We start from the raw sequence: 22,536 nt of genomic DNA, 5'->3' as shown, positions 1-22,536 counted from the left end.
TGGTGATGAGCGAGGGGATCCTGCTGGAGCCGGTGGTGCGGGGCACGCTGCTGCCTGAATCGGCGCGGGTGGAGCGCCTCCGGACGGCCGTACCGCAGATCCTGGCGGCCCTGGAGGGCGAGACGGACGAGGTGGCCCTCCAGGCGACCCTGGCCTGCCTCCTCTGGGAGACGATGCCCCAGGCCAACTGGTGCGGGTTCTACCGCCGCGTGGCCGACCGGATGCTGGCGGTCGGTCCCTACCAGGGCGGCATGGGTTGCCTCCGCATTTCATTTGAGCGGGGTGTGTGCGGGGCCTGCGCGCGGACCGGCACCACCCAGCTCGTGCCTGACGTCCACGCATTCCCGGGCCACATCGCCTGCGACGATGCGACCCGCTCCGAGCTCGTGATACCCATCACGGTCAGCGGCCGCCTCCGGGCGGTTCTGGACCTGGATTCACCCCACATCGGGGGGTTTTCGGAGGACGAAGCCAGGATTCTCGAAGATCTGATGGCCCGGGTCTTCTCGGATGCGGTTCACCCATCGCCTGGGCTGGGTTAACCTAAGGCACTCCCCGGGATCTGCATGGCTGAACCCAGCTTCATCGATCAAAGCAAGCTGCGCTTCCGCGAAGGCGAAGTCATCTTCCGCAAGGGGGAGATGGCCCAGCAGATGTACATCATCCTCGCGGGCCGCGTCCGGCTCTACGTCTCAGAGGAGCCGAAGGGGGAGTGGACCGAAGAGCTGTCCAAGGGAGACTTCTTCGGAGAGGGAAGCCTGCTGGAGGCCCTGCCGCGCCAGCACACGGCCCTGGCGCTTGAGGATTCCGATCTCATCGCCATCAACCGCGGCACCTTCATGCGCATGATCCGTCAGAACCCCGAAGTGTCCGTGAAGATGATGCAGCGCCTCGCGCAGCGGCATCGCGAGCTAGGCGAGCGGGTGGAAGAGCTGGATGCCAGCCGTCCGGCCAAGGCCGCGGGCACGCCTGTGGCGAACCTGGTGTCCGTGCTCAGCGGCAAGCCCCATCCCATCCTGGCCCACGGCTCGCTCATCGGCCGTTTCGACCCGACCACGGGCGTGCATCCCGACATCGACCTGACCGAGGAGGACCACAACCTCAGCGTGTCGCGGCGCCATGCCCGCATCCTCTGCGAACATGGCCGCTACTTCCTGCTGGAAGAGCCGGGCGTGGCGAACGGCACCTTCGTCCGGGGCGAGCGCATCCAGCCCGGCGAGCCCCGGGAGCTCAAGCACGGGGACCGCGTGGGCTTCGGCATGGTGGTGCTCTTCTTCGAAAAGAGCTAACTTTCCACCGGACGGAGCGCGGGAGGTGGACATGGGTACGGACCTGCACGTCGAATTGTGGCGGGATGAGCACGGCGTCATCCGGGAGCTGGTGCAGTTCGGCCTGGACGAGATCGGCGGCGCATGCGTCATCCGGGAGCGGAACAGCCTGGATGCCATGGATGGGGATGTGAACGAGGGGGACATGGTCGTCGCCCGGTTCGGGGATCCCGAGGACGCGCGGGACTTCCTGCGCGATGAGGGGTTCGAGCCTGTTTAGCTCTTCCTATCTCCAGAATGCCGTCCGGCGCAACCGGGCGGCATTCTGGAGCCGCGAACGGCTCTCTGGTGGAGGAAAACGACGATGAATTCCCTGTTCAACCCGGCCGACCGGGATGCCCTGGCCCGGCGGTTCGCGGAACTGGAGCCGGGCGCCGCGCGCCAGTGGGGGAAGATGGATCCCGCCCAGATGATGAAGCACTGCGCCCTCGCCCTGGGCGATCCCCTCGGCGACCGTCAGGTGAAGCAGCTCCTCCTCGGGAAGCTGATCACGCCCTTCATCCGGAGCCAGGTCTTCGGGGAGAAGCCCTTCCGCCGCAACTCCCCCACCGATCCCATCTACGTGGTGTCGAGCGCCCAGGACTTCGAGACCGAGCGCACCCGGCTGGCCACCCTCATCGACCGCGTCGTCCAGCGCGGCGCCGCGAAGACCGAAGGCAGGATCCACCCCTTCTTCGGCCGGCTCAGCGGCGACCAGTGGGGCCGCCTCATCTACAAGCACTTCGACCACCATCTGAGGCAGTTCGGGGTCTGAATCCCTTCTTCGATCTGCAAAATCGCCCGGCATCCGCCGGGCGATTTTGCAGATGGGGGAAGGCAGAGCGAAGGCCGGGCTCGGCCCGGCCTTCGCGAGGGGGTGGGGGGTGTGCGCGCAGGCGCAGGATCCCCGCGGAGAATCAATTGGAGCCGATTCCCATGGCCTTCGCGGCCTTGGTGAGCTCGGGAACCACCTCGAACAGGTCCCCGACAATGCCGTAGTTCGCCAGCTTGAAGATGGGCGCCTCGGGGTCCTTGTTGATGGCGACGATGAACTTCGAGCCGCTCATGCCGGCGATGTGCTGGATGGCGCCGCTGATGCCGCAGGCGATGTAGAGGGTGGGGCTCACGACCTTGCCGGTCTGGCCCACCTGCATGCTGTGGGGCAGGCCCCAGCCCGCGTCCACGGCCGCGCGGGAGGCGCCGACCACGCCCCCGAGGGCGTCCGCCAGCTCTTCCAGGATCTTGAAGTTGGCGCCGTCCTTCATGCCGCGGCCGCCGCTGACGATCACGTTGGCCTCGCTGAGGTCCACCTTGCCGCCGGCCTTGGCGAGGATCTCCTTCACCACGGACTTGAAGTCGCCGGCGGGGGCGGCCAGCGTTTCCACGGCCCCGGCGCCAGCCTTCTCGGCGGCGGGGAACACGTTGGGACGGGTGGTGGCCGTCTGCACGGCGCTGGCGAAGGTGGTGGTGGCGAAGGCCTTGCCGGCGTAGACCGGGCGCACGGCCTGGAGCTTGCCATCCGCCATGGAGAGGCCGGTGACGTCGGAGGCATAGCCGGCGCCCAGGCGCGCGGCGGCGCGGGGCAGCACGTCCTTGCCCACCGCGGTGGCGGCGGCAAGCAGCACCGTGGCGCCCTTGGCCTTCACGGCGTCCGCCAGCAGCTGCGCGAAGGCATCGCTGGAATAGGAGGCCAGGGTGGCGCCCTCGGCGGTGAGGATCACGTCCGCGCCGAACTTGGCGGCTTCCGCGGCGCCGGCGCAGGAGGCGCCGGCGAACAGGGCGCCGACCTTCTTGCCGGAGGCGTCAGCCAGGCGGCGGCCTTCGCTGAGAGCCTCGGCGCTGGGCTTGCGGATCTGGCCGTCCTTCAGTTCACAGAACACGAGAATCATGGATGTCGTCCTTTCGAATATCGGATCAGTCAGCGGAGGAGGACCGGCTAGAAGACCTTGGCTTCATCCTTGAGGGCCTGGAGCAGAGCCTGGGCCTGCTGGGAGGCGTCGCCCTGCAGCAGGCGGCCGGCGGGGCGCTCGGGGGGCAGGGCCAGGGCGCTCACCTGCGCGCCGGCGGTGACGGCGGCGGCATCCAGTTCCTCGATGGTCTTCTTCTTGGCCGCCATGATGCCCTTGAGGCTGGCATAGCGGGGCTCGTTGAGGCCCTTCTGGGCAGTGATCACGGCGGGCAGGGCGCCTTCCACGATTTCCGAGCCGCCTTCGATCTCGCGCTCGGCCTTGAAGGTGCCTTCGCCGAGCTCAAGCTTCACGATGACGTTGGCCTGGGCGATGCCAAGCAGCTCCGCCAGCATGGGGCCCATGGCGGCGTTGTCGCCTCCCAGGCCCTTGTTGCCGCAGAGGATCAGGTCGAAGCCCTTGTCCTTGGCGTAGGCCGCGATCATCTGGGCCACGGCGAAGGCATCGCCCTGGCCGTCACCCTTCAGCAGCACGGCACTGTCGGCGCCGAGCGCCAGGGCGTTCTTCAGCACATCCTTGGCGGTGTCGCCGCCCACGGAAAGCGCCACCACCTCGGCGCCCTTGCCCTCCTTGAGACGAATGGCCTCCTCCAGCGCGTACTCGTCGTAGGGGCTGGTGATCCACTTGACGTCCGCGGGATCGAGGGACTTGCCATCCGCAGCGACTTTGATCTTGGTCTCAGTATCGGGGACCTGTTTGAGGGCGACGAGGATCTTCATGGGCGCTCCCTGATGCGTCATGGACAGGCCGGTGGGAACCGGCGGAAAAATGGATTCTAGCGCGGCGTGACCTTCCACTTTACCGGCCTTTGAGGATCTTTGTGCCTGGAATCACGTATCTGTCTTCAGGTAAGTTGCACTTGCCTTTGGGTAGGAAGAGGGCGCCTTCCGGTATGGTGGTCGGATCATGAGCGATCGCACGCCGAGCTTCGAAGGAGCCCTCGTCCTCACCGGTGGTGGAACCGGGGGGCATTTCTTCCCGGCCATGGCCTTGGCGGAAGGCGCGCACCGCCGGTGGCCGCAGCGGCCCGTCGCCTTCGTGGGGGCCCGCCGGGGCATCGAGGCCCGGGAGCTGCCGGCCAGCCCCTGGCCGCACGTGCTGCTCGATGTGGAGGGTTTCCTGGGTCGGTCGCCCCTGCGGGCCGCGAGATCCGCCTGGAAGCTCTGGCGCGCCACGGCTCACCTGAAGACCCTGTGGCGCTCCGCCCGGCCCTGGGCCGTGATCGGCACCGGCGGCTACGGCGCGGCTCCGGCCCTGCTCGCCGCCCGCGCCCTGGACATCCCCTACTTCCTGCATGAGAGCAATGCCGCGCCGGGCGCCCTGGTGAAGCTCCTCGCTCCGAAGGCCAGGCGGGTCTGGTGCGGCCTCGAAGGCGTGCGCTCCCTGCTTCCCGGGGCGGACTGCCTGGTGGTAGGCACGCCGGTGAGAGAGGCCTTCCTGCGGGACTTTCGGGCGGCATCGGCGCTGGAGCCGCCTTTCCGCCTGCTGATCTTGGGGGGGAGCGGCGGTGCGCGGGCCCTCAACGAAGCGCTGTTGGAGCTCGCGCCTTCGCTGCTGGAGGAGGCCCCGGAGTGGGAACTGCTCCACCAGGCCGGCCCCGCGGAGTTCGAGCGGCTGAAGGACCGGCCGCGCCACCCCCGCCATGAGCTGGTCCCCTTCATCCACCGCATGGATGAGGCCATGGAGGCGGCCAGCCTCGTCCTGAGCCGGTCCGGAGCCAGCACCTGCGCCGAGCTGAAGGCCGCAGGGCGGGGAGCGATCCTGGTGCCCCTGCCGACCAGTGCCAATGACCACCAGCGCATGAATGCCCTGGCCCTGGCCTCGGAGGGCCGCGCCGCCGTGGTCGAGCAGGGCCCGGAGTTTCCGGCCCGGCTCGGCGCGTCCCTCGCGCTCCACATGACCGGCGTGGACGCGCGGATGTTCGTCCCACCTGAGCCCAACCTAGCCGTGAGGCTCAGTCTGGATGACCTGGGGGCCTATTTCGCGCGGGGTTCCGCGGCCCAGGCCACCAGCACGGAGATGAAGTAGAGGCCCAGCAGGACCACGCTGAAGAAGACGGTGGTCACCACCACGTCGCCCGGGGTGAAGAACGCGCTGAAGATGAGGATGGCGATGGTGGCGTGGCGCCAGTACTTCAGCATGAGACGCGCGGTCACGATGCGGAACTTCGCCAGGAAGAAGAACAGGACCGGCAGCTCGAACATCACCCCGGTGATGAGCGTGGTGGAGATGAACAGGTCGAGGTAGTCCGAGGCGTGCAGGTTGGCGCGCAGCCCCGCCTGGGAGGCCTCCTGGAAGAGGATGTCACCCAGGAACTTGAAAGCCTGGAAGTAGGCGAAGGCGGAGCCGGCCAGGAAGCAGGCCGAGGTGACGAAGACGAAGGGGATGACGAGGCGGCGTTCCTTGGGCAGCAGGCCCGGCCGGATGAAGGCCCAGAGCTGGTAGAAGAGGAAGGGGGCGCAGAACACGGCCGCGGCCCACAGCGAGAGCCTCATCATGCTGAAGAAAGGCTCGGTGAGGTCCGTGAAGGCGAAGGGGTCCAGGCTTCCGACAGGCTTGCCCGTCTGGCGCGCCATGGCCTCGAGGAAGGGCTTCTGCGCCCAGGCCCAGAGCTTGAAGCGGTAGGCATAGGTGATGGTGAAGCCCACGGCCACGATGCCGAGAGATCGGACGATCCGCACCCGCAGCTCCTGCAGGTGCTCCCAGAAGCTCATCTTGTCGGGCGGCGTGGCCGGAAGCGCCATGGTCCTCAACGGGGAGAAAAGGCCGGCCCCCCTGCGGAGACCGGCCGGTGGAGGGCCTGGGGCCTACTGCTTGTCCTTGTCGGAGGAAGAGGCGGCCGGCGGGGTGGTGACGTCTTCCTTCACGGAATCCGTCAGCTCGCGGCTGGCCTTCTTGAATTCCTGGATGCCCTTGCCGAGGCTCTTGCCCAGTTCCGGCAGGCGGGAGGGCCCGAAGAAAATCAGCAGCGCGATGCCGATCAGCAGGATTTCCATCATTCCGAGATTGCCCATGTTGGTGCTCCTTGGCGGGGTGGGAATGCTCTTCAGGGTTTGAGATCCGCCAGCCTCAGGCCGGCCGGAAGGTCAAGTTCCATTCTAAGCAGGGCCTGCCCATGGGTCTTGCCCTGGGCATCAGTTTTCACACTTTCGCTGCCGCCCCCGCCCAGGGAGTCGTGCAGGATAAAGTTGAGAGCCTTGAGGTTAGGAACCTCGAACCGTTCAACACTACCTTTGCATATGGTTGAAAAGTGATGCTTGACACACTCGGGCGTAAGCTCCTGTTGCAACAGGCGATAGCCGGCCTCCGTGTAGGCGATGATACCCACGTTGGATCCGTCCCCCTTGTCGCCGCTGCGGGCGTGGGCGATGTCCTCCAGTCGGATGCGGGTCATTTGACCTCCACGGAACGGCGTCCCAGGGAATGGTACGTCCAGCCCTTGGCCTCCATGGCCTCCGGCCGGAAGAGGTTGCGGCCATCGAACATGCAGCGGGTCTTGAGGGCCTTGGCCACAGCCTCGAGGTCGACCGCCTTGTAGTCCGCCCACTCGGTGGCGATGAGCAGGGCGTCCGCGCCCTCGCAGGCGGCCAACGGGGTCTCGGCGTAGCGGACCTTGTCGCCGACCTTCGCCTTCACGACCTCCATGGCGGCGAAGTCGTGCACCACCACGTCCGCGCCCAGGTTCACCAGGCCATCGATCAGTTCCAGGGCCATGCTCTCCCGGATGTCATCGGTGTTGGCCTTGAAGGCCAGGCCCCACAGGGCGAAGCGCCGGCCCTTCAGGGGGGCGGGCACCCCCGGCTTCACGCCGAAGTGGTCCTTCACCTTCCGGAGGAGGACCTGCTTCTGATGCCGGTTGGCCTCCACCGTGGTGGCCAGAGTCATCATGGGATGCCCGTGCTCACGTCCCACCTTCAGGAGCGCCTGCAGGTCCTTGGGGAAGCAGGAACCTCCGAAGCCGGGGCCCGGGTTGAGGAAGGCGGGGCCGATGCGGTGGTCCGCGCCGATGGCGGTCTTCACGTGGTCGATGTCCGCGCCCACGCACTCGGCCAGGTTGGCGATCTCGTTGATGAAGCTGATTCGCAGGGCCAGCATGGCGTTGGCGGCGTACTTGGTGAGCTCCGCGCTGGGAGGATCCATGCGGAACCACTTGCCGCCGCTGCGATCCAGGAAGGACTGGTAGAGCCCCTTCATCACCTTCTCGGCGTGGTCCGTGCGGCAACCCACCACCACGCGGTCCGGCTCCAGGAAGTCGCCGATGGCCGAGCCTTCGCGGAGGAACTCGGGATTGCTCACGACTTCGAAGGCGCGATCCGTGTGGGAGGCGATTTCCGCGTGAACACGCGCCGCCGTTCCCACCGGCACCGTGCTCTTGTCCACCACGATGAGCGGAGCGGCATCCTTGGCGCGCAAGGCCATGGCCCCGCCGATCTGGCCCGCTACGGCCAGCACGTACTTCATGTCCGCGCTGCCGTCCTCGCTTTGGGGGGTGCCCACGCAGATGAAGGCCGCGGCTGCCTCCGCGATTCCCTCCTTGAGGTCCGTGGTGAATTGCAGGGCGCCCGAGGCGAGATGCTTCCGCAGCAGGTCATCCAGGCCCGGCTCGAAGATGGGGGATTCGCCTCGGCTGAGGGCGGCGACCTTGGCGGCATCCACATCCACGCCGAGGACGCGGTGTCCCGCCTCGGCGAAACAGGCGGCAGCCACCAATCCCACGTACCCCGATCCAATGACCAGCACCTGCATGGCGTCTCCGCGCAAAGCATCCAGTGTAGCCGCATCCCCGCTTGCTATCATTTCGGGACGGAGGCAGCAGCATGGCGATCCTGGCGGCACCCACGGGCAATGAGGTCAACCTGCTGGAGGTGATGCTCCATGCGGGTCCCGTCTCCAAGTCGGTGCTGGCGATCCTCTTCACCTTCTCGCTCCTGAGCTGGGTGGTGATCATCCGGAAGGCGCTGCTCTACCGCCGCAGCCGCGAGGTGTCCGAGCGATTCCGCGGCGCCTTCAAGCGGGCCACGGACTGGCGCGACCTGAAACAGCAAGTGGAGCGGTTCGCCATGAGCCCCCTCGTGGGCCTCTTCGTGGCGGGCTACGGCGAAGTCACCTACCAGCTCCGCCAAGTGGGCCCGGACGGACGTCCCCAGCTCCGCAGCATGGAGGCCGTGGAGCGCAGCCTCCAGCGGGCCAGCGTGGTGGAGATGGGACGGCTGGAGCGGTCCCTGGGCGGCCTGGCCACCGTGGCCGCGGTGAGCCCCTTCATCGGCCTCTTCGGCACCGTGTGGGGCATCATCGACGCCTTCCGCGGCATCGGCGCAACGGGGAACGCGAATCTGGCCACCGTGGCTCCCGGCATCTCCGAGGCCCTGGTGGCCACGGCCATCGGTCTGGTGGCTGCCATCCCGGCGCTCATGGCCTACAACTTCTTCCAGGGCCAGCTGAAGCAGTTCCAGACCGAACTGGATGACTTCTCCCTCGAGTTCATCAGCCTTTCCGAGCGGAACTTCACCTGATCGAGCCCCGGCTTCCTCTCTCCCTCGACTGGGAGGACTGGTTCCAGCTCTGCTGCCCGCCCTACGACCAGCCCGAGGCCCTGGACCGCTTCGAGTGCCGCCTGCCGCGGGCCACGGAGCTGTCGCTGGTCCTCTGCGCGGATCTGGGCGCCAAGGCCACCTGGTTCTGCCTGGGTGACCAGGCCCGCCGGCACCCGGCGCTGCTGCGGCGCATCGCGGCGGAAGGCCACGCGGTCGGCCTGCATGGGCTCGCGCACCGCCGGGCTTTCGAGATGGATCGGGCGGAGTGGCGCGCCTCGGTGCGCGACGGCAAGGCCCTGCTCGAGGATCTCACCGGGCAGCCCGTGGTGGGCTATCGAGCCCCGGAATGGAGCCTCCGCGGCCCTGCCGCGGGCTGGTGGCGGGACCTGCCGGAGCTGGGCTTCCGCTACGACTCCAGCCGTGCGCCCCTCGCCGTCATCGGCGATCCCGGCTGGCCCCGGCGACCCCATCTGCTGACGGAGGGTCTCTGGGAGTTGCCGCCGCCTGTCCTCTGGTCCGGCCCGCCACGTTCGCCCCTCTGGGGTTGGGGCCTCAGGGTGCTGCCCTTCAGCCTGGTCCGCCGGGAGCTCGAGGCCCTGGCCTCGGAGGACGCCGGCACCCCGCTGACCCTGCACCCATGGGAGCTGGACGAGGGGCAGCCGGAGCTGCCGGGAGCTCCCTTCGGCCACCGATTCGCCCATAGCGCGGGCCTGAAGGGGCACGGGACGCACCTTCGCGATCTGTTCGCGGGATTCCGCCTGACAACCCTCGAGGCCTGGGTGGCGGAGCGATGAGTCTTGCGCCGCTCATCCTCCTCGCGCCTTCCGAGGACAAGGCTTCTGGCGGAGTCCGCGGCAAGCTGCCGGAAACGTCCGCTCAGCGCTGGGTGCGGGAGCGATTGGTGACCCTTGCCCGGACCGGATCGCCGGAGGCCATCAAGAAGGCCTTCGACGTGAAGGACCTTGCCTTGGACAAGGCCCGGACGGAAGCGCTGGCGCTGGCCCGGCCCGTGCCCTTGCTGCCCGCCCTGTCCCGGTACACCGGTGTGGCCTTCCAGGCCCTGGACGCGGGCTCGCTGCCGCCAGAGGCTTGGCGGCAGGTGTTCATCCTGTCCAACCTCCGGGGCCTGGTGCGTGGTGACGAACCTGTGCCGCCCTACAAGCTCAAGATGGCGGGCATCCCCGGGTTGAAGACCCACTGGCGGAAAACGCTGCCGGCACTGTTGGAGGCGCTACCCGACGGCCCCGTGTGGGAGCTGCTCCCGGGCGATTCGGCCGACCTGCTCAAGGGCTGGACCCGCCCGCGGCATACGGTGGAGATTTTCGATGCCCGGGGAAAGGCCGTCAGCCATTTCTCGAAGAAGTACCGGGGACTGGTGGCGCGGTGGCTCCTGGTGCACCAGCAGGGCGATCCCCGGAAGGTGCTGAGGGGACGCATCCCCGGGTGCCAGTGGGCCGGAGTGGATGAGAACGACCGGGGCGGGCTGGCCCTCCGGCTTCTGGTGGAACCATGAGCGACGATTGCAACCGCACCCCCTTCTGGCAGCGTCAGCCCCAGCTTCCCCTGGCGATCCAGCGCTTCTTCCAGGCCCGCATGGAGGCGGCCCTGGGCGACCCGGAGGCCCGCCAGGTGCTGGTCTGGCCCACGATCCTCGGTGCGCCGGGCCTGCGGAAGGCTCATCCCGACGGGCTCCCCGAGGCCGAGCTGCTGCCTCATGCCGCCCGCATGCTGAGCGCCCTGGGCCATCACGACCCAGTGGCCGCCTGGCAGGCTCACCTGGCAGCCTGGCCGGACACAGCGGAAGCCGGGCCCACCGGCTGGCGTCCGGCCGCCGCCTGGGGCGCCTGGGGTCCGCTGGTGAGCCTGCGCAGCGGCTGGCAGCTGGCCGCCCTGACGCCATTGCCTCTGGGCGCCCGGTACCCGCTGGCCTGCGGCGTGTCCCTCTTCAACCATGGTCTCTACCATGAGTGCCACGACGCCCTGGAACCGCTGTGGGACGCGGCGGAGGGCGACCTGAAGGGCCAGCTCCAGGGGCTCATCCTGCTGACGGGCGGGTACCACCACCTCCAGCAGCACAACCTGCCGGGCATGGTGGCCCTGTGGGAGGAGGCCGTCGGGCGCCTGGAGGCCTGCGGGGGGCGCGTTCCCACACCCTGGGGAGAGGTGCGGTCCGAGGTTGCGCTGGACCTGACGATGCGGCGGCTGGACCATGGGAGGCGCATGAAGGATGGCGGGGACTTGTCGGCCTTGTGGGCCCTGGATCGCCCTACCTGGGAGCTGGCATGAAGGATGGGGTCGATCTGCTGGTGCTGGGCGCGGGAATCGCGGGCTGTTCCGCGGCCCTGCGCGCGGCGGATCAGGGCATCTCCGTGGTGCTGGTGGCCAAGGACGAGCTGGGCGGCAGCAACACCGCCTGGGCCCAGGGCGGCATCATCGGCCAGCCGCCGCCGGAGGAAGGCGACTCCGCGGACCTGCTGGCCGCGGATATCGAGGCCGCAGGCGCGGGCCTCTGCCGGCCCGAGGCTGTGCGCCAGCTGGCCGAGGAGGGTCCGAAACTCTGCCGGAGCTTCCTCTGGGAGCGGCTGGGCGTGCCCTTCGACCTCGGGACCGGCGGGACTCCCGATCCCACGGCCGAGGCGGCCCACAGCGCCCGGCGCATCTACCACGCCAAGGACGCCACCGGGCTGGCCATCCAGACGGCGCTCAGCGAGGCCGTCCGGAAGCATCCGAACATCCGCCTGCGGGAGGGGCTCTGTCTGGTGGACCTCATCACCAGCCCCCACCACTGCGTCAGTCCGGTGCAGGTCTACGAGCCCATCCGCGTCCACGGCGCCTACCTCTTCGACCCCACCACGGGCGGGGTCGAAGGCCTCCTGGCCCGCCGCACGGTCCTGGCCACCGGCGGTCTGGGCTACCTCTACCTGCACACCACGAACCCGCCGGGCGCCACGGGAGACGGCCTGGCGGCCGCCTATCGGGCCAGCGCGCGCATCGTGAACTGCGAGTACCTCCAGTTCCATCCCACCACCCTCTACGTCCCCGGCAAGCCGCGGACGCTGCTGACCGAGGCCCTCCGGGGCGAGGGGGCGCAGCTGCTCAACCGCAAGGGCGAGCGGTTCATGTCCAAGTACGCGCCGGATCAGATGGAACTGGCGCCTCGCGATGTGGTGAGCCGGGCGATCTTCCAGGAGATGGCGGTCAGTGGGGAACCCTGCGCCTACCTCGATCTGGCCCCAGTGGCGGCGAAGCTGGACCTGGACGAGCATTTCCCCACGATCATGGCGGCCTGCCGGGCCGAGGACATCAACCCTCATCGCCACCCCATTCCCGTGGTGCCTGCCGCCCACTATTTCTGCGGCGGCGTACTGGTGGACCTGGAGGGCCGCACCAGCCTGCCGGGCCTCTTCGCCGCCGGAGAGGTGGCCTGCACGGGGCTCCACGGCGCCAACCGCCTGGCCTCCACCAGCCTGCTGGAGGGTCTGGTGTGGGGCTTCCACAGCGCCGACACCGCCGTGCGGGAGCTGCGGGAGACCGCGGATCCGGATCCCGGTGAGCTGGCCGCCTGGCGCATGCCGGAGGAACCTGAGGAGACCGACCCCCTCCTCATCGACCAGGACTGGCGCCTCATCCGCAGCACCCTCTGGAACTACGCAGGCATCGTCCGCAGCAGCGCCCGCCTGGAGCGGGCGCGGTCGGATCTGCACTACCTGGCCCATCGCATCGAGCGCTTCTACCACCAGACGTTTCTCAGCCGGGAGCTGCTGGAGCTGCGCAGCGGCATCCTCTGCGCCAGACTGATCCTCAACGCCGCCCTCCAGAACCCCGAAAGCCGCGGCTGCCATTACCGAGTGGATTGATCCCATTCTGCAGGACAATGGGGTCATGGTGCTGTCCGTCTTCGACCTCTTCCGCATCGGCATCGGGCCCAGTTCCTCGCACACGGTGGGGCCCATGCGGGCGGCCCGCGGCTTCATCCTCGGGCTGGAGGCCGCGGGTCTGCTGGGAGCCACGGGGGCGGTGAAGGTGGAGCTGTTCGGCAGCCTGGGCGCCACGGGGAGGGGCCACGGCAGTGACAAGGCGGTGATTCTCGGCCTGCTGGGAGAGACGCCGGAAGGCGTGGATGTTGAGGCCGCAGAGGGCCTGGTGGCGAGGGTCCGCGATTCCGGGCGGCTGGCCCTCCTCGGGAAGCGCGACGTCCCGTTCCGCGAGGCGGAACATCTGCACCTGCTCCACAAGAGCCTGCCCTTCCATCCGAACGGCATGCGCTTCACGGCCCTGGACAGCACCGGTGGGCTGCTCCGCGCCCAGGTCTACTACTCCGTGGGCGGAGGATTCGTGGTGGAGGAGGGCGTCCCGGCGCAGGTGGCCACCGGCCCCGAGCCGGCTTTCCCCTTCCACACGGCCAAAGACCTGCTGGGCCACTGCCGGGCGCAGGGCCTGCCCGTCAGCCAGATCATGCTGGCGAATGAGCGGACCTGGCGCTCCGAGGCGGCCATCCGGTCGGGCCTCCAGGAGCTCTGGTCGGTCATGCAGGCCTGCGTGCGGCGGGGCTGCGCCACCGAGGGATTGCTGCCCGGCGGATTGAAGGTGCCCCGCCGCGCCCCGGCGCTTTACCGCCGCCTGACCGAATCCCCGGAGGCGGGCCTCAAGGATCCCCTCACGGCCCTGGATTTCGTGAGCCTCTACGCCCTGGCGGTGAACGAGGAGAACGCGGCCGGGGGCCGCGTGGTGACGGCCCCGACCAACGGCGCCGCGGGCATCATCCCCGCCGTCCTGCACTACTACCGGCGCTTCGTGCCCGGGGCCACGGACGAGGGGGTGGCGCGGTTCCTCCTGACGGCCGGGGCCATCGGTGCCCTCTACAAGGAGAACGCCTCCATCAGCGGCGCCGAGGTGGGCTGCCAGGGCGAGGTGGGCGTGGCCTGCTCCATGGCCGCCGGGGCCCTGGCCGAGGTGATGGGCGGCACGCCGGACCAGGTGGAGAACGCCGCGGAGATCGGCATGGAGCACAACCTGGGCCTCACCTGCGATCCCATCGGTGGCCTGGTGCAGGTGCCCTGCATCGAGCGCAACGCCATGGCCAGCGTGAAGGCCATCAACGCCGCCCGCATGTCCCTGCATGGCGACGGCCACCACTTCGTGAGCCTGGACAAGGTCATCAAGACCATGCGCGACACCGGCGCCGACATGAAGAGCAAGTACAAGGAGACCGCCCGGGGCGGCCTCGCCGTGAACGTGCTCGAAATGCCGCTAGACTTCACGGTGAACCTGCCGGAGTGCTGATGCGACCGTCCGCCGCCCTGCTGTTGCTGGTCCCCGCCCTTCTCTCGGCCCAGGCCGGGGGTCTGGACGCGGGGCGGCTCGATCCCGCCTGGTTCGGCCCTGGAGCCGCGTTCCAGCCGTCGAAAGCCCTGGGCTTCCAGTGGCTGAAGCCCGGCCTCGACTTGCGGGGCAGGGCGGTCCAGCTGGGATCCTGGGAGGCGCCCGCATGGGTTCTGGGCAAGCGGGACCTCAAGGACCAGACCTTCCTGACCCGCGTCGAAGGAGCCTTTCCCGCAGCCCTGGACCGCGGCCTCCGCCGGGGCCTGAAGGGAAGCGTGCCCGTCTCGACCGCCAGCGGCGACGTCCACCTGGTGGGGCGGATCGTGGACGCCATCGGCCAGGCGGATGACTACATGGCCGCGGGCCGGGTCGCCCTGTCCTTCGACCTCAAGCTCGTGGACGGAAAGACAGGCGAGCTGCTGGGCGCCTTCCACGACACGCTCGAAAGCGGAGCCCCCGATTACATCCCGGGCCGCTTCGAGCTTTGGAGCGAGGATCTGGGCCGGTTGCTCGCCGTCCCCGCGGCACCGAAGGAAGGGGCCAAACGCGTTCAGGGGCCCGCTCCCGCACCCGCCCCTCCCGCCCTGCCCGCACCCGCCACCGCCAAGCCTGTACCAGCCGCAAACCCCGCCTTCGACCTGAAGGACGCCCTCAGCCGCATCGAGGGTCTCCGGCGCGACGGCCTTCTCAGCGACGAGGAATATCAGGCCCTGCGCAAGAAGGCGGAGGAGAAGGCCGGATCGCTTAGATAGGCCAGGCCCCCGCGCCTTCGCGCAGGAGGACGGGCTCCTCGCCGCTGAGGTCCAGGATGGTGCTGGGGATGCCCAGGGGCTGGCCGCAGTCCACCACCATGTCCAGGGCGTGACCCAGCTCCTCCTCGATCTCCCAGGCCGTGTTCAGGATGGGCTGGTCCGGCAGCGCGACGCTGGTGGTGATGATGGGCTCGCCGAGCATCGCCACCAGCGCCTGGCAGAAGGGTTGGTCCGGGATGCGGAGACCCACCACCTGCTTGTTCTGGAGGTAGCGCGGCACTTCGCGGCTGGCGGGCAGGAGCACGGTGTAGGGCCCGGGCAGCAGCTGCTTGAGAATGCGGAAGGTGGGCGTGTCCAGGTGACGGGCGTAGCGGCAGAGCATCTCCATGTCCGAGCACATGATCGACATGGGCTTCTTCGGGTCGCGGCCCTTGAGCTGGTGGATCCGGTCCACGGCCTTCTTGTGGGATACCAGGCAGCCCAGCCCGAACAGCGTGTCCGTGGGGTAGGCGATGACACCGTCCTTCCTCAGCAGCTCCGCGAGGCGCTCGAGATGGCGCACCTGGGGTGTCTCGGGGTGCAGGGTGAGGATCATGGCGTGTCCAGCTCCCGCCAGCGGGCGCGACCGGCCGAAGGATGCTCCTGGGGCCGCTGGAAGAAGCGGTCCGCCAGCGCGGGATCCAAGGTCGCGGCCACGCCGGTCCGCCGCCCCTGCAGGGCCAGCAGCGCCACCACCGTGAGGCTGTCCGTGATCTCGCCGGCCAGCACGCGCAGGAGGCAGTCCTGGAAGGGCTCGCGGTGGAGCATCAGCTCTTCGTCGTCCTCGGGGTGGTGACCCTCCGCAGGACTGAGACCCGTGGCCAGGAAGAGGAAGGCCTCCTCCTCCGTGGAGGAATTGCTGGTGTGGAAGAAGGCCAGGGGTTCCCACACCTGGGCCGCGAGCCCGGCCTCCTCCGCCAGTTCGCGTCGCATGGCCTCGAAGGGGCTCTCGGAGATGTCGCCGCCGCCCTCGGGGATCTCCCAGGAATAGGCCTCCAGCGGATAGCGCCACTGGCCTACGAGCACCACGCGGTCCTGATCGTCCAGGGCCAGCACGCCGCAGGCAGTGCGATGGAAACCGCAGACGGCGTAGCGCCCCTCGGCGCCCCGGCGGTGGCGGAAGCGGTCCTCGCGGATCCGGATCCAGGGCGAGTCGTAGACGAAGCGGCGACCGGTGACCGTGTAGGGGTCCGGGTGCTCGGGCCGGGGCAGGGGCTTCAGGTCCATCCTCTGAACATAGCAAAACGCCCGCTTGCGCGGGCGTTTTGGGAAAGGACAGCTTCCTACCGACGGAGGCCGAGGCGGTCGATCAGCGTGGCGTAGCGCTCCTTGCTCTTCTTCTTGAGGTAGTCGAGCAGGCGGCGGCGCTGGCCGACCATGATCATGAGGCCGCGGCGGCTGTGGTAGTCCTTGGTGTGGGTCTTGAAGTGCTCGGTCAGGTCGTTGATCCGCTTGGTCAGGATCGCCACCTGCACTTCGGGTGAACCGGTGTCCGACTCGTGCTGCTTGTAGTCGTCGATGATGATCTTCTTCTGTTCCACGTTCAGGGCCATGTCGGCTCCTTTTCGGGGGATCGCCCGTCACCCTGGCGTCAACGCTGCGCGTTGACGATATCGCCTGCGGCGAAACCTTCAGTCCCGTACCGAAGGTGGGTCGAATCTGGAGGAGGCCAGATGCCTTTGTCAAAACGAAGGCCCAGGTGGATTGGGCTTCATTGTGGCGGCGGCCGCTGGCCGCCGTCCTTGGCGTCGCTTTCGCGCCGCCTGCGGACCGCAACGCGCCCTTCGGTCGCGTTCGGCCCTATTCTCCACACGCCCCTTCGGGGCGCGTGGAGAATGGTGGTGCGGATAGAGGGACTCGAACCCCCACGTCTTGTGAACACTAGTACCTGAAACTAGCGCGTCTACCAATTCCGCCATATCCGCTTGAAAGAACGATCCGGGGCCCGCGGGTTCCGGATGTGCCGAACACCAAGCCTAGCGCGGTCCACGCTTCGAGGCAACAGTGATTCTCGGCAGAGCCTCTACCACTCGCGATACGGGATGCCATTCATGCCGGTCCCCGGGGCGAGGCTGTAGACGTCGTAGACGTGACCGCCGCCCCAGCTGGAGCTGTTGGCGTCGTCGTTGGTGTTCCGGAGGCCCCATTCCGCCTTCCCTGTGAAGGGGTCCACGGGGATGCGGCGGAGGAACCGCACCTTGCGGCTGAGGGAGCCGGCCGCGGGGACGCCTTCCACCAGGACTTCCAGGCTCTCCGGGTAGCCGTTGGCTTCCGCCGGCGGGGCCTTGATCTTCTGCTGGTCCGCCTGCTTCTTGTACTCGTCGATGGCCAGCCGCATCTCCCGGAGGTCCCTGTGCAACTCCAGTTCCTTCTCGCGCTTGAGGCCGTTGCGGGCCAGCGGAACAGTCACAGAGGCGAGGATCAGCAGCACGGTGGCCGTGACCACCAGCTCCAGCAGGGTGAATCCCCCCTGGCGGCTCACTGCACCGTCACGAGGGCGTTGGACCAGCGCCCGGAGATGGGGTTGGTGCCCGCCAGGAACTGGCCGCTCTGGATGAGCACGGGTGCGTTCCCGGGGGTGAGGCCTGTCAGCTCGAGGGTGGCGAGCTGCCCGCTGTCCACCTCGGGGCTGTTGCGCTTGAAGACGAGCTTGAGCGTGCCGTCCTTCCCCGGAACCTGTTCCAGGCTGCCGCCTTCCGTGGTGATGAAATCACCAGGGGACACCGAGCCGAGCTTCAGGCCCGCGGGCAGGCGGAGCTCCACCTGGCCCGAGCTGAGGCCCTTGCCGCCGCTGACCGTGAGGCCGATCTGGACGCGCTCCCCGACCTTGATCTCGGAGGCCACCGGCGTCATGAAGATCACCAGATCAGAGGCGGCGGGAGCGGCCTGGTCGACGGGAGGCGTATCGGGCTTCTTCTCCTGGATCGCGGTGGAAGGCGCGGGGGGGACCGGCACAGGCGCTGCGGGCGCGGCGGTGGAACCGGGCTGCGCGGGGGCAGGCTGGGCAGGTGCAGGAGCCGCGGCTCCAGCCGGGGCGGGCTTGGTGGGTCTGGGGGCGAACAGACTCGTCTTGGACGCGGCGTCATCGGGGTTGAACGCGGCGAGATCCTGCTCTGTGAGCACCGGCTTCCGCACCAGCACGGCCCGGATGGTGAGGATCACGTCGGTCTTCGCCTTGCTGTTGCGGGTGTTCCCGGTCAGGCGGCCGATGAGGGGGATGTCGGCGAGGCCCCAGATGCCCTGGAGGCTCTTCTGCTCCTCGTCCTTCAGCAGGCCCCCGAAGATGGCGGTCTCGCCGTCGCGCAGTCGGGCGGAGGTGATGATCTCCCGCTTCCCGAGGTCCGGCCGGCCCGGCGTGGAGCCGGATTTCAGCGTGGTGACGAGGCTGTTGATCTTGAGGGTGATCTCACCGTTGTGGTGGACGCGGGGCTCCACCTTGATCTTCACGCCCACGTCCTCGTAGGAGAACGACGTCTGGCCCACGCCGCCCAGGAGCGAGGAGGCGGAGGCGGTGCTGGTGGTGCCCGTGGTGGGCAGGGACAGCTGGCTCTGGGTGGTGGAGATCTTCTCGCCGATGTTCACCTCGCCGGTCTCGCCCGAGAGCACCCGGACGTTCGGACTCGCCACCAGGCGGGCGTCACCGTTGCCCTTCAGGAAGTCCAGGGCCAGGTTCGGGAAGAGCACGCGGATGTCGGCGGTATGGATCTTGGTGAAGCCCGAGTTCGTGTTCAGGCCCGACGTGTTGTTCACGGTGGTGGCGCCCATCCGGAAGGTGCCGGAGGTGTCCGAGGCGTTGATCACCGGCAGCAGGCCCACCTGCTCCAGGCTGTTCTCCGTGACCTCCATCAGCTCCATGTAGACCATGACCTCGGCCTTGGCCTTGTCGAGGCTGCGGATCACCTGGTCCACGACGGCCAGCTCCAGCGGCTTGGCCTTCACGATGATGGCGTTGATGCGCTTGTCGGTGAAAACCCGGAGCTGGGGGTTGAGCGTGGTGAGGGTCGAGCGCAGCTCCGTGGGGTCGGCGTTGGACAGGTAGTAGGTCTTGAGGAGCTGGTTCTCGTACAGGTCGCGGTTCTGCGGGGTGGACTTGAAGACCATGATGGTGTTCTTGTCGATCACCTTGTAGAACAGGTCGTTCTGCAGCATCAGGGTGTCCAGGATGCGCTGGAAGGGCAGGCCCCGCAGGTCGATGGAGATGTTCTGATCCTGGAAGGACGAGTGGGCGATGATGTTCACGCCCGAGGCGCGGCTGAGGGTGGCGAAGATTTCGCGCAGGCTGGTCCGGCGGCTGAAGTTGAGATCGAGGCCTTCCAGGGATCGCGGGTTCAGCTGCACGGCGTTCACGGTGTCGGCCTTGGCCTTCAGAAGCTCGAGGTCATCGGCGGCATCAGCCTCGGCCCTGTCCTGGGCGGCCTTCTGCTCCAGCCGGATGAGCCAGTCCTGGGCGATCTGGTTGTCGGGGTCCAGCACCAGCGCCTTCTTGACTTCCGTCAGCACGGTATCGGTCAGGCCCCTCTGCTCCGCCTGGCGGGCGAGCGCGATGTGCCCTTCCGCCGCCCGCTGGGAGGCCCGCTTGATGCCGATTCGGGCCTTGGTGTTCGAGGGGTCCCGGCGCAGCACCTCGCGGTAGGAGGCCACGGCATCGTCGTAGCGGCCTTCGTCATAGGCCTGGTTGGCCTTGTGGAGGCTGCAGCCGAGGACCAGGAGCAGCATCGCCGCGGCGGCGATGATCTTGCGGGCGGGTGCGAAGGAGGAGAGCGGCATCGGTGGCATCCTTCGGATCAGAATTGATTGACGGGTGCGCCGCCGGAGGCGTCGCGGGCCTCCAGGACCATCCGCAGGTCTGGATACTTGGTGTTCTGGAATTCCGCCCGGGTCTCGAGGATGGAGACGAGCTTCCAGCGGTCCCCGACGAGGGTTCCCTGGACCAGGGTCACGGGTTCCTCGCCCTTCATGAAGGCGCCCACCAGGCCGGCGGGGTTGCCCTTGAAGAAGCCGAGGTAGCGGAGGTTCTGAGGCCTGCCGGCGAACTCCGCGGCCTTCTCCTGGGCCAGCCGCTGGCGCTCCAGCTCCTCGGGCGTGGGAGGCGGCGGGGGCGGGGGCGGCTTGACGGGCTTGGGCGGGGGCGGGGGGGCCTCGAAAAGGAAGAGATCCCTTTGCACCTTGGCCCCGGGAGGAAGTTCTCCCGCCCGGTCGAGGGCGGCCAGGTCCGGGAGTTTCCTCAGCCCCGCCAGCTGGCGCGGGTCCAGGTTCGGGCCCGTTCCCGCGGGCGTCGCGCGCCGGGTCCGCGGGGCCTCGGGGGCGAGGATGGTGTAGAGGGCGAAGGCGAGGACCAGGGCGAAAGCCACGAGGGCGGCCTGGGTCCGGCGGTTGGCCCGGAGCTCCTGGATCATGGCCTGGAAGTCGAAGGCGCGGGCCGGGGTGGTCATGCCTCCTCCTCGCGATCCGAGGCGCCGGCCTTGCGGAACGCCCGCAGCACGATGTCGATGCGGGCGCCTTCGGGGCTTTCCTCCAGGCGGCCGTCCCTCACGGCGAAGGGAAGCCCGGACCCCTCGAGGTCGAGCATGAAGGCTTTGTGGTTGGCGTAGATGCCGACGGCGACGAATTCCACATCCACCGCCTCCAGGTCCGATCCGCGAGCCCCCTCCCGGCTGGGCAGACCGTACTTCACCATCTGGAGGCGCAGCTCATGCTTCTTGGCCAGTTCGTGCAGGGTCTTGCTGAGGTTCCACTGAAGCTCGCCAGCGGAACCGCGCGGCAGGCGGGCCTCCAGGTTCTCGAGGGTCTCCTGTCCCCGGCGGATCCGGTCGGCCAGTTGCTGGAGTTCCTGGAGCTGCTGCACCTGCTGGTTCCGGTTGCGCTCGGCCTCCTGCTTGGCCTTGAGCTTCTGGGACCGCTGCTGGGAGGCGTCCGGGAGCAGGAAGATCGCCACACCGAGGCCCAGGGCCAGCCCCAGGATGCCCAGCCCCATACGAAGGCGGCTTGCGCGGAGGGGGCTGTTCATCGGGGGGGCCTCCTCGACAGGCGCGAGCCTCGGCGCGGACGGGATTCCTCATCGTCGGTTGGCGCCGGCATGGGGCGAGTCTGGGCTCCGGCCTTGTCACCGGGCGCCAGGGGGGTGGCGGGCGCGATCGGCGGGGGCGTGAGGCGTGCGGCCCCCGGCGCCGCAGGCGCGGGCGCCGGGTGTGGCGGGGCGGCTGCCGGCTTGGGCGAGGCGGCCGGGGCGGTGGCGGCAGGGCCGGTCTTCACGGGGCGAAGCTCGAAGGGTGGGGGCACGGCCGCGGCGGGGACGCTCAGCTCGAAGTCCCAGCCGCCGCCCTGCCGCTCGGACTCACGCTCCAGGATCACTTCGGAGAAGACGGGAGCCGTCCTGAGCGCATCCACGAACGCGGCCTCCGCCACGCGGCTCTGGGCCTCGGCCTTGAGCTTCATCACCACCTGCTGGCCGTTGCCTCGGGTCCGCTGAAGGCTCTTCAGCCGCATGCCCGGGGCCATGCACTGCTCCAGTTCCGCGGTGACGCGTGACCAGGGCAGGCTCCGCTCCTGGAGGATGCGCTCGGCCAGCTTCCACCGGGCCTGCTCTCGGGTGGCGTCCATGCCCTGGAGGGCCGCCTGGATCTGGGCTTCGGAACGCGCCGCCCGCCGGGTCTCCTCGGTCAGGCTCACGGCGTCGCGGCCCGCGCGGCTGGCCTGGTGGTAGACCCGCCAGGTGAGCCCCAGTGAGCCGAGGAGGAACGCGCCGCCGAGGCCGAGGGCGGCCCAGCCTAGGACGCGATGGTGCTGCCGCCACAGGGTTGGCCGGGGCGCCAGGTTGAGGTGGAGGACGGGAACGGCCATCAGGGCGTCTCCACCAAGGCGAACCGGTCATCCAGGATGCGCGTGGGGAGGCCCGTGTCAGGCCAGGCCGGAGCGCCCCAGATCGCCAGGCTCTGCGGTGTCCGGGATTCCCGCTGGAGGAAGGCGGCGCTGGGGGTGATGCGCTCCTCGTTCCAGGCCTGGGGATCCAGGGGTTCCGTCCACTGGCGGAGCAGGCAGAGGGTGCGTCCCCAGGCCACCAGAGTGCCGGCGTAGCGGCCCTGGCCGGCGGGGCTCAGGGAGAGGAGCATGCCCGGGAGCTCCAGCGACGGGGCCAGCAGGTTGTAGAGGTGCAGCCAGCGAGGCGTGAGCCCGTGCAGGGTCCGGTCGAGGCGGAGGCCCAGCTGGAGGAGGGTCTCCCGGAATTCCTCGCGGATCCCCGAGGCCAGCCAGATGCCCGGCTCGATCTCCAGGGCCTGGACGAAGTGGGGCTCTTCCAGGGCGAGGGTCTGGTTGAACCGCCACCGGAAGAAGGCCTCCTGGGCCTCGGCGCCCTTGGGGAGCTCGGCCAGGTCCCTCATCAGGACCGATGGGGTCCAGAGGTCGTCCAGCACCCAGCGGGTGGGGCCCTGGGGCAGGGAGGACAGGGCCTGGGCCAGCTGATCCTCCGTGGGGGCGCCCGAAAGAGCGCGCCGGTGGGTGCCGGCGTGGATCCGATGGGCTTCCAGCCACACCAGGGTCGCCGCAGGGGCCTGGAGGAAGGGCAACCTCATGGCCTTGCCCCCGCGTTTCCGGCCCTGCGTTTCGGGCACGGCGC

General features: G+C 68.9%; 27 protein-coding genes and 1 tRNA gene. 12 read left to right on the top strand and 16 right to left on the bottom strand.

The genetic code is table 11. The features are described 5' to 3' along the window. Positions 1-5: 5 nt before the first annotated feature. The 4 genes from ML539_RS07465 to ML539_RS07450 all read left to right on the top strand — a co-directional run bounded on the left by ML539_RS07465 (position 6) and on the right by ML539_RS07450 (position 2,082). On the top strand, positions 6-542 hold the full coding sequence (locus ML539_RS07465) for a GAF domain-containing protein (protein ID WP_243322131.1): 537 nt from the start codon (positions 6-8) through the stop codon (positions 540-542). A 24-nt stretch (positions 543-566) separates the two neighbouring features. Further along, positions 567-1,289 carry a cyclic nucleotide-binding domain-containing protein gene (locus ML539_RS07460; protein WP_243285893.1) on the top strand — a complete coding sequence of 241 codons (723 nt, stop codon included), beginning with the start codon at positions 567-569 and terminating at the stop codon, positions 1,287-1,289. A 31-nt stretch (positions 1,290-1,320) separates the two neighbouring features. Next, complete coding sequence (locus ML539_RS07455) at positions 1,321-1,548, top strand: hypothetical protein (RefSeq protein WP_243322130.1); 228 nt, start codon at positions 1,321-1,323, stop codon at positions 1,546-1,548. A gap of 84 nt (positions 1,549-1,632) precedes the next feature. After that, a complete protein-coding gene (locus tag ML539_RS07450; protein WP_243322129.1) occupies positions 1,633-2,082 on the top strand; it encodes a DUF1569 domain-containing protein in 450 nt (149 codons plus the stop codon). 142 nt (positions 2,083-2,224) lie between these two features. Here the strand turns inward: ML539_RS07450 and ML539_RS07445 are convergent, their stop codons facing one another. Continuing rightward, positions 2,225-3,196, bottom strand: coding sequence for an electron transfer flavoprotein subunit alpha/FixB family protein (locus ML539_RS07445; protein ID WP_243322127.1), 972 nt, complete (start codon positions 3,194-3,196; stop codon positions 2,225-2,227). Positions 3,197-3,243: 47 nt separating this feature from the next. After that, positions 3,244-3,993 carry an electron transfer flavoprotein subunit beta/FixA family protein gene (locus ML539_RS07440; protein WP_243322125.1) on the bottom strand — a complete coding sequence of 250 codons (750 nt, stop codon included), beginning with the start codon at positions 3,991-3,993 and terminating at the stop codon, positions 3,244-3,246. Positions 3,994-4,180: 187 nt separating this feature from the next. Between ML539_RS07440 and ML539_RS07435 the strand changes: the two genes are divergently transcribed. Beyond that, positions 4,181-5,302, top strand: a complete 1,122-nt coding sequence (locus tag ML539_RS07435; protein ID WP_243322123.1) for a UDP-N-acetylglucosamine--N-acetylmuramyl-(pentapeptide) pyrophosphoryl-undecaprenol N-acetylglucosamine transferase — start codon at positions 4,181-4,183, stop codon at positions 5,300-5,302. Here ML539_RS07435 and tatC read toward each other — a convergent pair. From tatC to ML539_RS07415, 4 genes are all read right to left on the bottom strand, one after another. Next, positions 5,251-6,018, bottom strand: a complete 768-nt coding sequence (gene tatC / locus ML539_RS07430) for a twin-arginine translocase subunit TatC (RefSeq protein WP_243322122.1) — start codon at positions 6,016-6,018, stop codon at positions 5,251-5,253. The two genes, ML539_RS07435 and tatC, sit on opposite strands and share 52 nt — an antisense overlap. A 63-nt stretch (positions 6,019-6,081) precedes the next feature. Next, complete coding sequence (locus ML539_RS07425; protein ID WP_243322120.1) at positions 6,082-6,288, bottom strand: twin-arginine translocase TatA/TatE family subunit; 207 nt, start codon at positions 6,286-6,288, stop codon at positions 6,082-6,084. Between the two features lie 32 nt (positions 6,289-6,320). Then, positions 6,321-6,668, bottom strand: a complete 348-nt coding sequence (locus ML539_RS07420) for a hypothetical protein (RefSeq protein ID WP_243322119.1) — start codon at positions 6,666-6,668, stop codon at positions 6,321-6,323. Continuing rightward, positions 6,665-8,020: a UDP-glucose/GDP-mannose dehydrogenase family protein gene (locus ML539_RS07415; RefSeq protein ID WP_243322116.1), complete on the bottom strand. Its 1,356-nt coding sequence runs from the start codon at positions 8,018-8,020 to the stop codon at positions 6,665-6,667. The genes ML539_RS07420 and ML539_RS07415 overlap by 4 nt, the downstream gene beginning before the upstream one ends. Before the next feature lie 71 nt (positions 8,021-8,091). Between ML539_RS07415 and ML539_RS07410 the strand changes: the two genes are divergently transcribed. Genes ML539_RS07410 through ML539_RS07380 form a run of 7 tightly spaced genes read left to right on the top strand, consistent with a single transcriptional unit; the run spans position 8,092 to position 14,882 of the window. Continuing rightward, a complete protein-coding gene (locus ML539_RS07410) occupies positions 8,092-8,787 on the top strand; it encodes a MotA/TolQ/ExbB proton channel family protein (protein ID WP_243322114.1) in 696 nt (231 codons plus the stop codon). Next, complete coding sequence (locus tag ML539_RS07405) at positions 8,784-9,602, top strand: DUF3473 domain-containing protein (protein WP_347710748.1); 819 nt, start codon at positions 8,784-8,786, stop codon at positions 9,600-9,602. The genes ML539_RS07410 and ML539_RS07405 overlap by 4 nt, the downstream gene beginning before the upstream one ends. Next, a complete protein-coding gene (gene yaaA / locus ML539_RS07400) occupies positions 9,599-10,321 on the top strand; it encodes a peroxide stress protein YaaA (protein ID WP_243322112.1) in 723 nt (240 codons plus the stop codon). Before ML539_RS07405 ends, yaaA begins: the two co-directional genes overlap by 4 nt. Continuing rightward, positions 10,318-11,094 carry a DUF309 domain-containing protein gene (locus tag ML539_RS07395; protein ID WP_243322110.1) on the top strand — a complete coding sequence of 259 codons (777 nt, stop codon included), beginning with the start codon at positions 10,318-10,320 and terminating at the stop codon, positions 11,092-11,094. The genes yaaA and ML539_RS07395 overlap by 4 nt, the downstream gene beginning before the upstream one ends. After that, positions 11,091-12,665, top strand: coding sequence for an L-aspartate oxidase (gene nadB / locus ML539_RS07390; RefSeq protein WP_243322109.1), 1,575 nt, complete (start codon positions 11,091-11,093; stop codon positions 12,663-12,665). The genes ML539_RS07395 and nadB overlap by 4 nt, the downstream gene beginning before the upstream one ends. Before the next feature lie 25 nt (positions 12,666-12,690). Beyond that, complete coding sequence (locus ML539_RS07385) at positions 12,691-14,091, top strand: L-serine ammonia-lyase (RefSeq protein ID WP_243322107.1); 1,401 nt, start codon at positions 12,691-12,693, stop codon at positions 14,089-14,091. Continuing rightward, on the top strand, positions 14,091-14,882 hold the full coding sequence (locus ML539_RS07380; protein ID WP_243322105.1) for a hypothetical protein: 792 nt from the start codon (positions 14,091-14,093) through the stop codon (positions 14,880-14,882). Before ML539_RS07385 ends, ML539_RS07380 begins: the two co-directional genes overlap by 1 nt. Here the strand turns inward: ML539_RS07380 and ML539_RS07375 are convergent. The 10 genes from ML539_RS07375 to ML539_RS07330 all read right to left on the bottom strand — a co-directional run bounded on the left by ML539_RS07375 (position 14,875) and on the right by ML539_RS07330 (position 22,492). Continuing rightward, positions 14,875-15,477 carry an L-threonylcarbamoyladenylate synthase gene (locus ML539_RS07375; RefSeq protein ID WP_243322103.1) on the bottom strand — a complete coding sequence of 201 codons (603 nt, stop codon included), beginning with the start codon at positions 15,475-15,477 and terminating at the stop codon, positions 14,875-14,877. The two genes, ML539_RS07380 and ML539_RS07375, sit on opposite strands and share 8 nt — an antisense overlap. Then, positions 15,474-16,148, bottom strand: a complete 675-nt coding sequence (locus ML539_RS07370) for an NUDIX hydrolase (RefSeq protein ID WP_243322101.1) — start codon at positions 16,146-16,148, stop codon at positions 15,474-15,476. Before ML539_RS07370 ends, ML539_RS07375 begins: the two co-directional genes overlap by 4 nt. A 56-nt stretch (positions 16,149-16,204) precedes the next feature. Beyond that, positions 16,205-16,474, bottom strand: coding sequence for a 30S ribosomal protein S15 (gene rpsO, locus ML539_RS07365; protein ID WP_243285910.1), 270 nt, complete (start codon positions 16,472-16,474; stop codon positions 16,205-16,207). A gap of 286 nt (positions 16,475-16,760) precedes the next feature. Beyond that, positions 16,761-16,846, bottom strand: a tRNA-Leu gene (locus ML539_RS07360). 98 nt (positions 16,847-16,944) lie between these two features. Then, a complete protein-coding gene (locus ML539_RS07355) occupies positions 16,945-17,403 on the bottom strand; it encodes a type II secretion system protein (RefSeq protein WP_243322100.1) in 459 nt (152 codons plus the stop codon). Beyond that, positions 17,400-19,688, bottom strand: coding sequence for a secretin N-terminal domain-containing protein (locus ML539_RS07350; protein ID WP_243322097.1), 2,289 nt, complete (start codon positions 19,686-19,688; stop codon positions 17,400-17,402). Before ML539_RS07350 ends, ML539_RS07355 begins: the two co-directional genes overlap by 4 nt. A 17-nt stretch (positions 19,689-19,705) precedes the next feature. Continuing rightward, positions 19,706-20,353, bottom strand: a complete 648-nt coding sequence (locus ML539_RS07345) for a hypothetical protein (RefSeq protein ID WP_243322094.1) — start codon at positions 20,351-20,353, stop codon at positions 19,706-19,708. After that, positions 20,350-20,928, bottom strand: a complete 579-nt coding sequence (locus ML539_RS07340; protein ID WP_243322093.1) for a hypothetical protein — start codon at positions 20,926-20,928, stop codon at positions 20,350-20,352. Before ML539_RS07340 ends, ML539_RS07345 begins: the two co-directional genes overlap by 4 nt. Next, a complete protein-coding gene (locus tag ML539_RS07335) occupies positions 20,925-21,761 on the bottom strand; it encodes a hypothetical protein (protein ID WP_243322091.1) in 837 nt (278 codons plus the stop codon). The genes ML539_RS07340 and ML539_RS07335 overlap by 4 nt, the downstream gene beginning before the upstream one ends. Continuing rightward, positions 21,761-22,492, bottom strand: coding sequence for a hypothetical protein (locus ML539_RS07330; RefSeq protein WP_243322089.1), 732 nt, complete (start codon positions 22,490-22,492; stop codon positions 21,761-21,763). Before ML539_RS07330 ends, ML539_RS07335 begins: the two co-directional genes overlap by 1 nt. Positions 22,493-22,536: the final 44 nt, after the last annotated feature.

The organism is Geothrix sp. SG200 (assembly GCF_022808935.1).
Classification (GTDB): Bacteria; Acidobacteriota; Holophagae; order Holophagales; family Holophagaceae; genus Geothrix; species Geothrix alkalitolerans.
The sequence above is the reverse complement of the archived record's forward strand: the minus strand, read 5'-3'. Positions and strand labels throughout refer to the sequence as shown.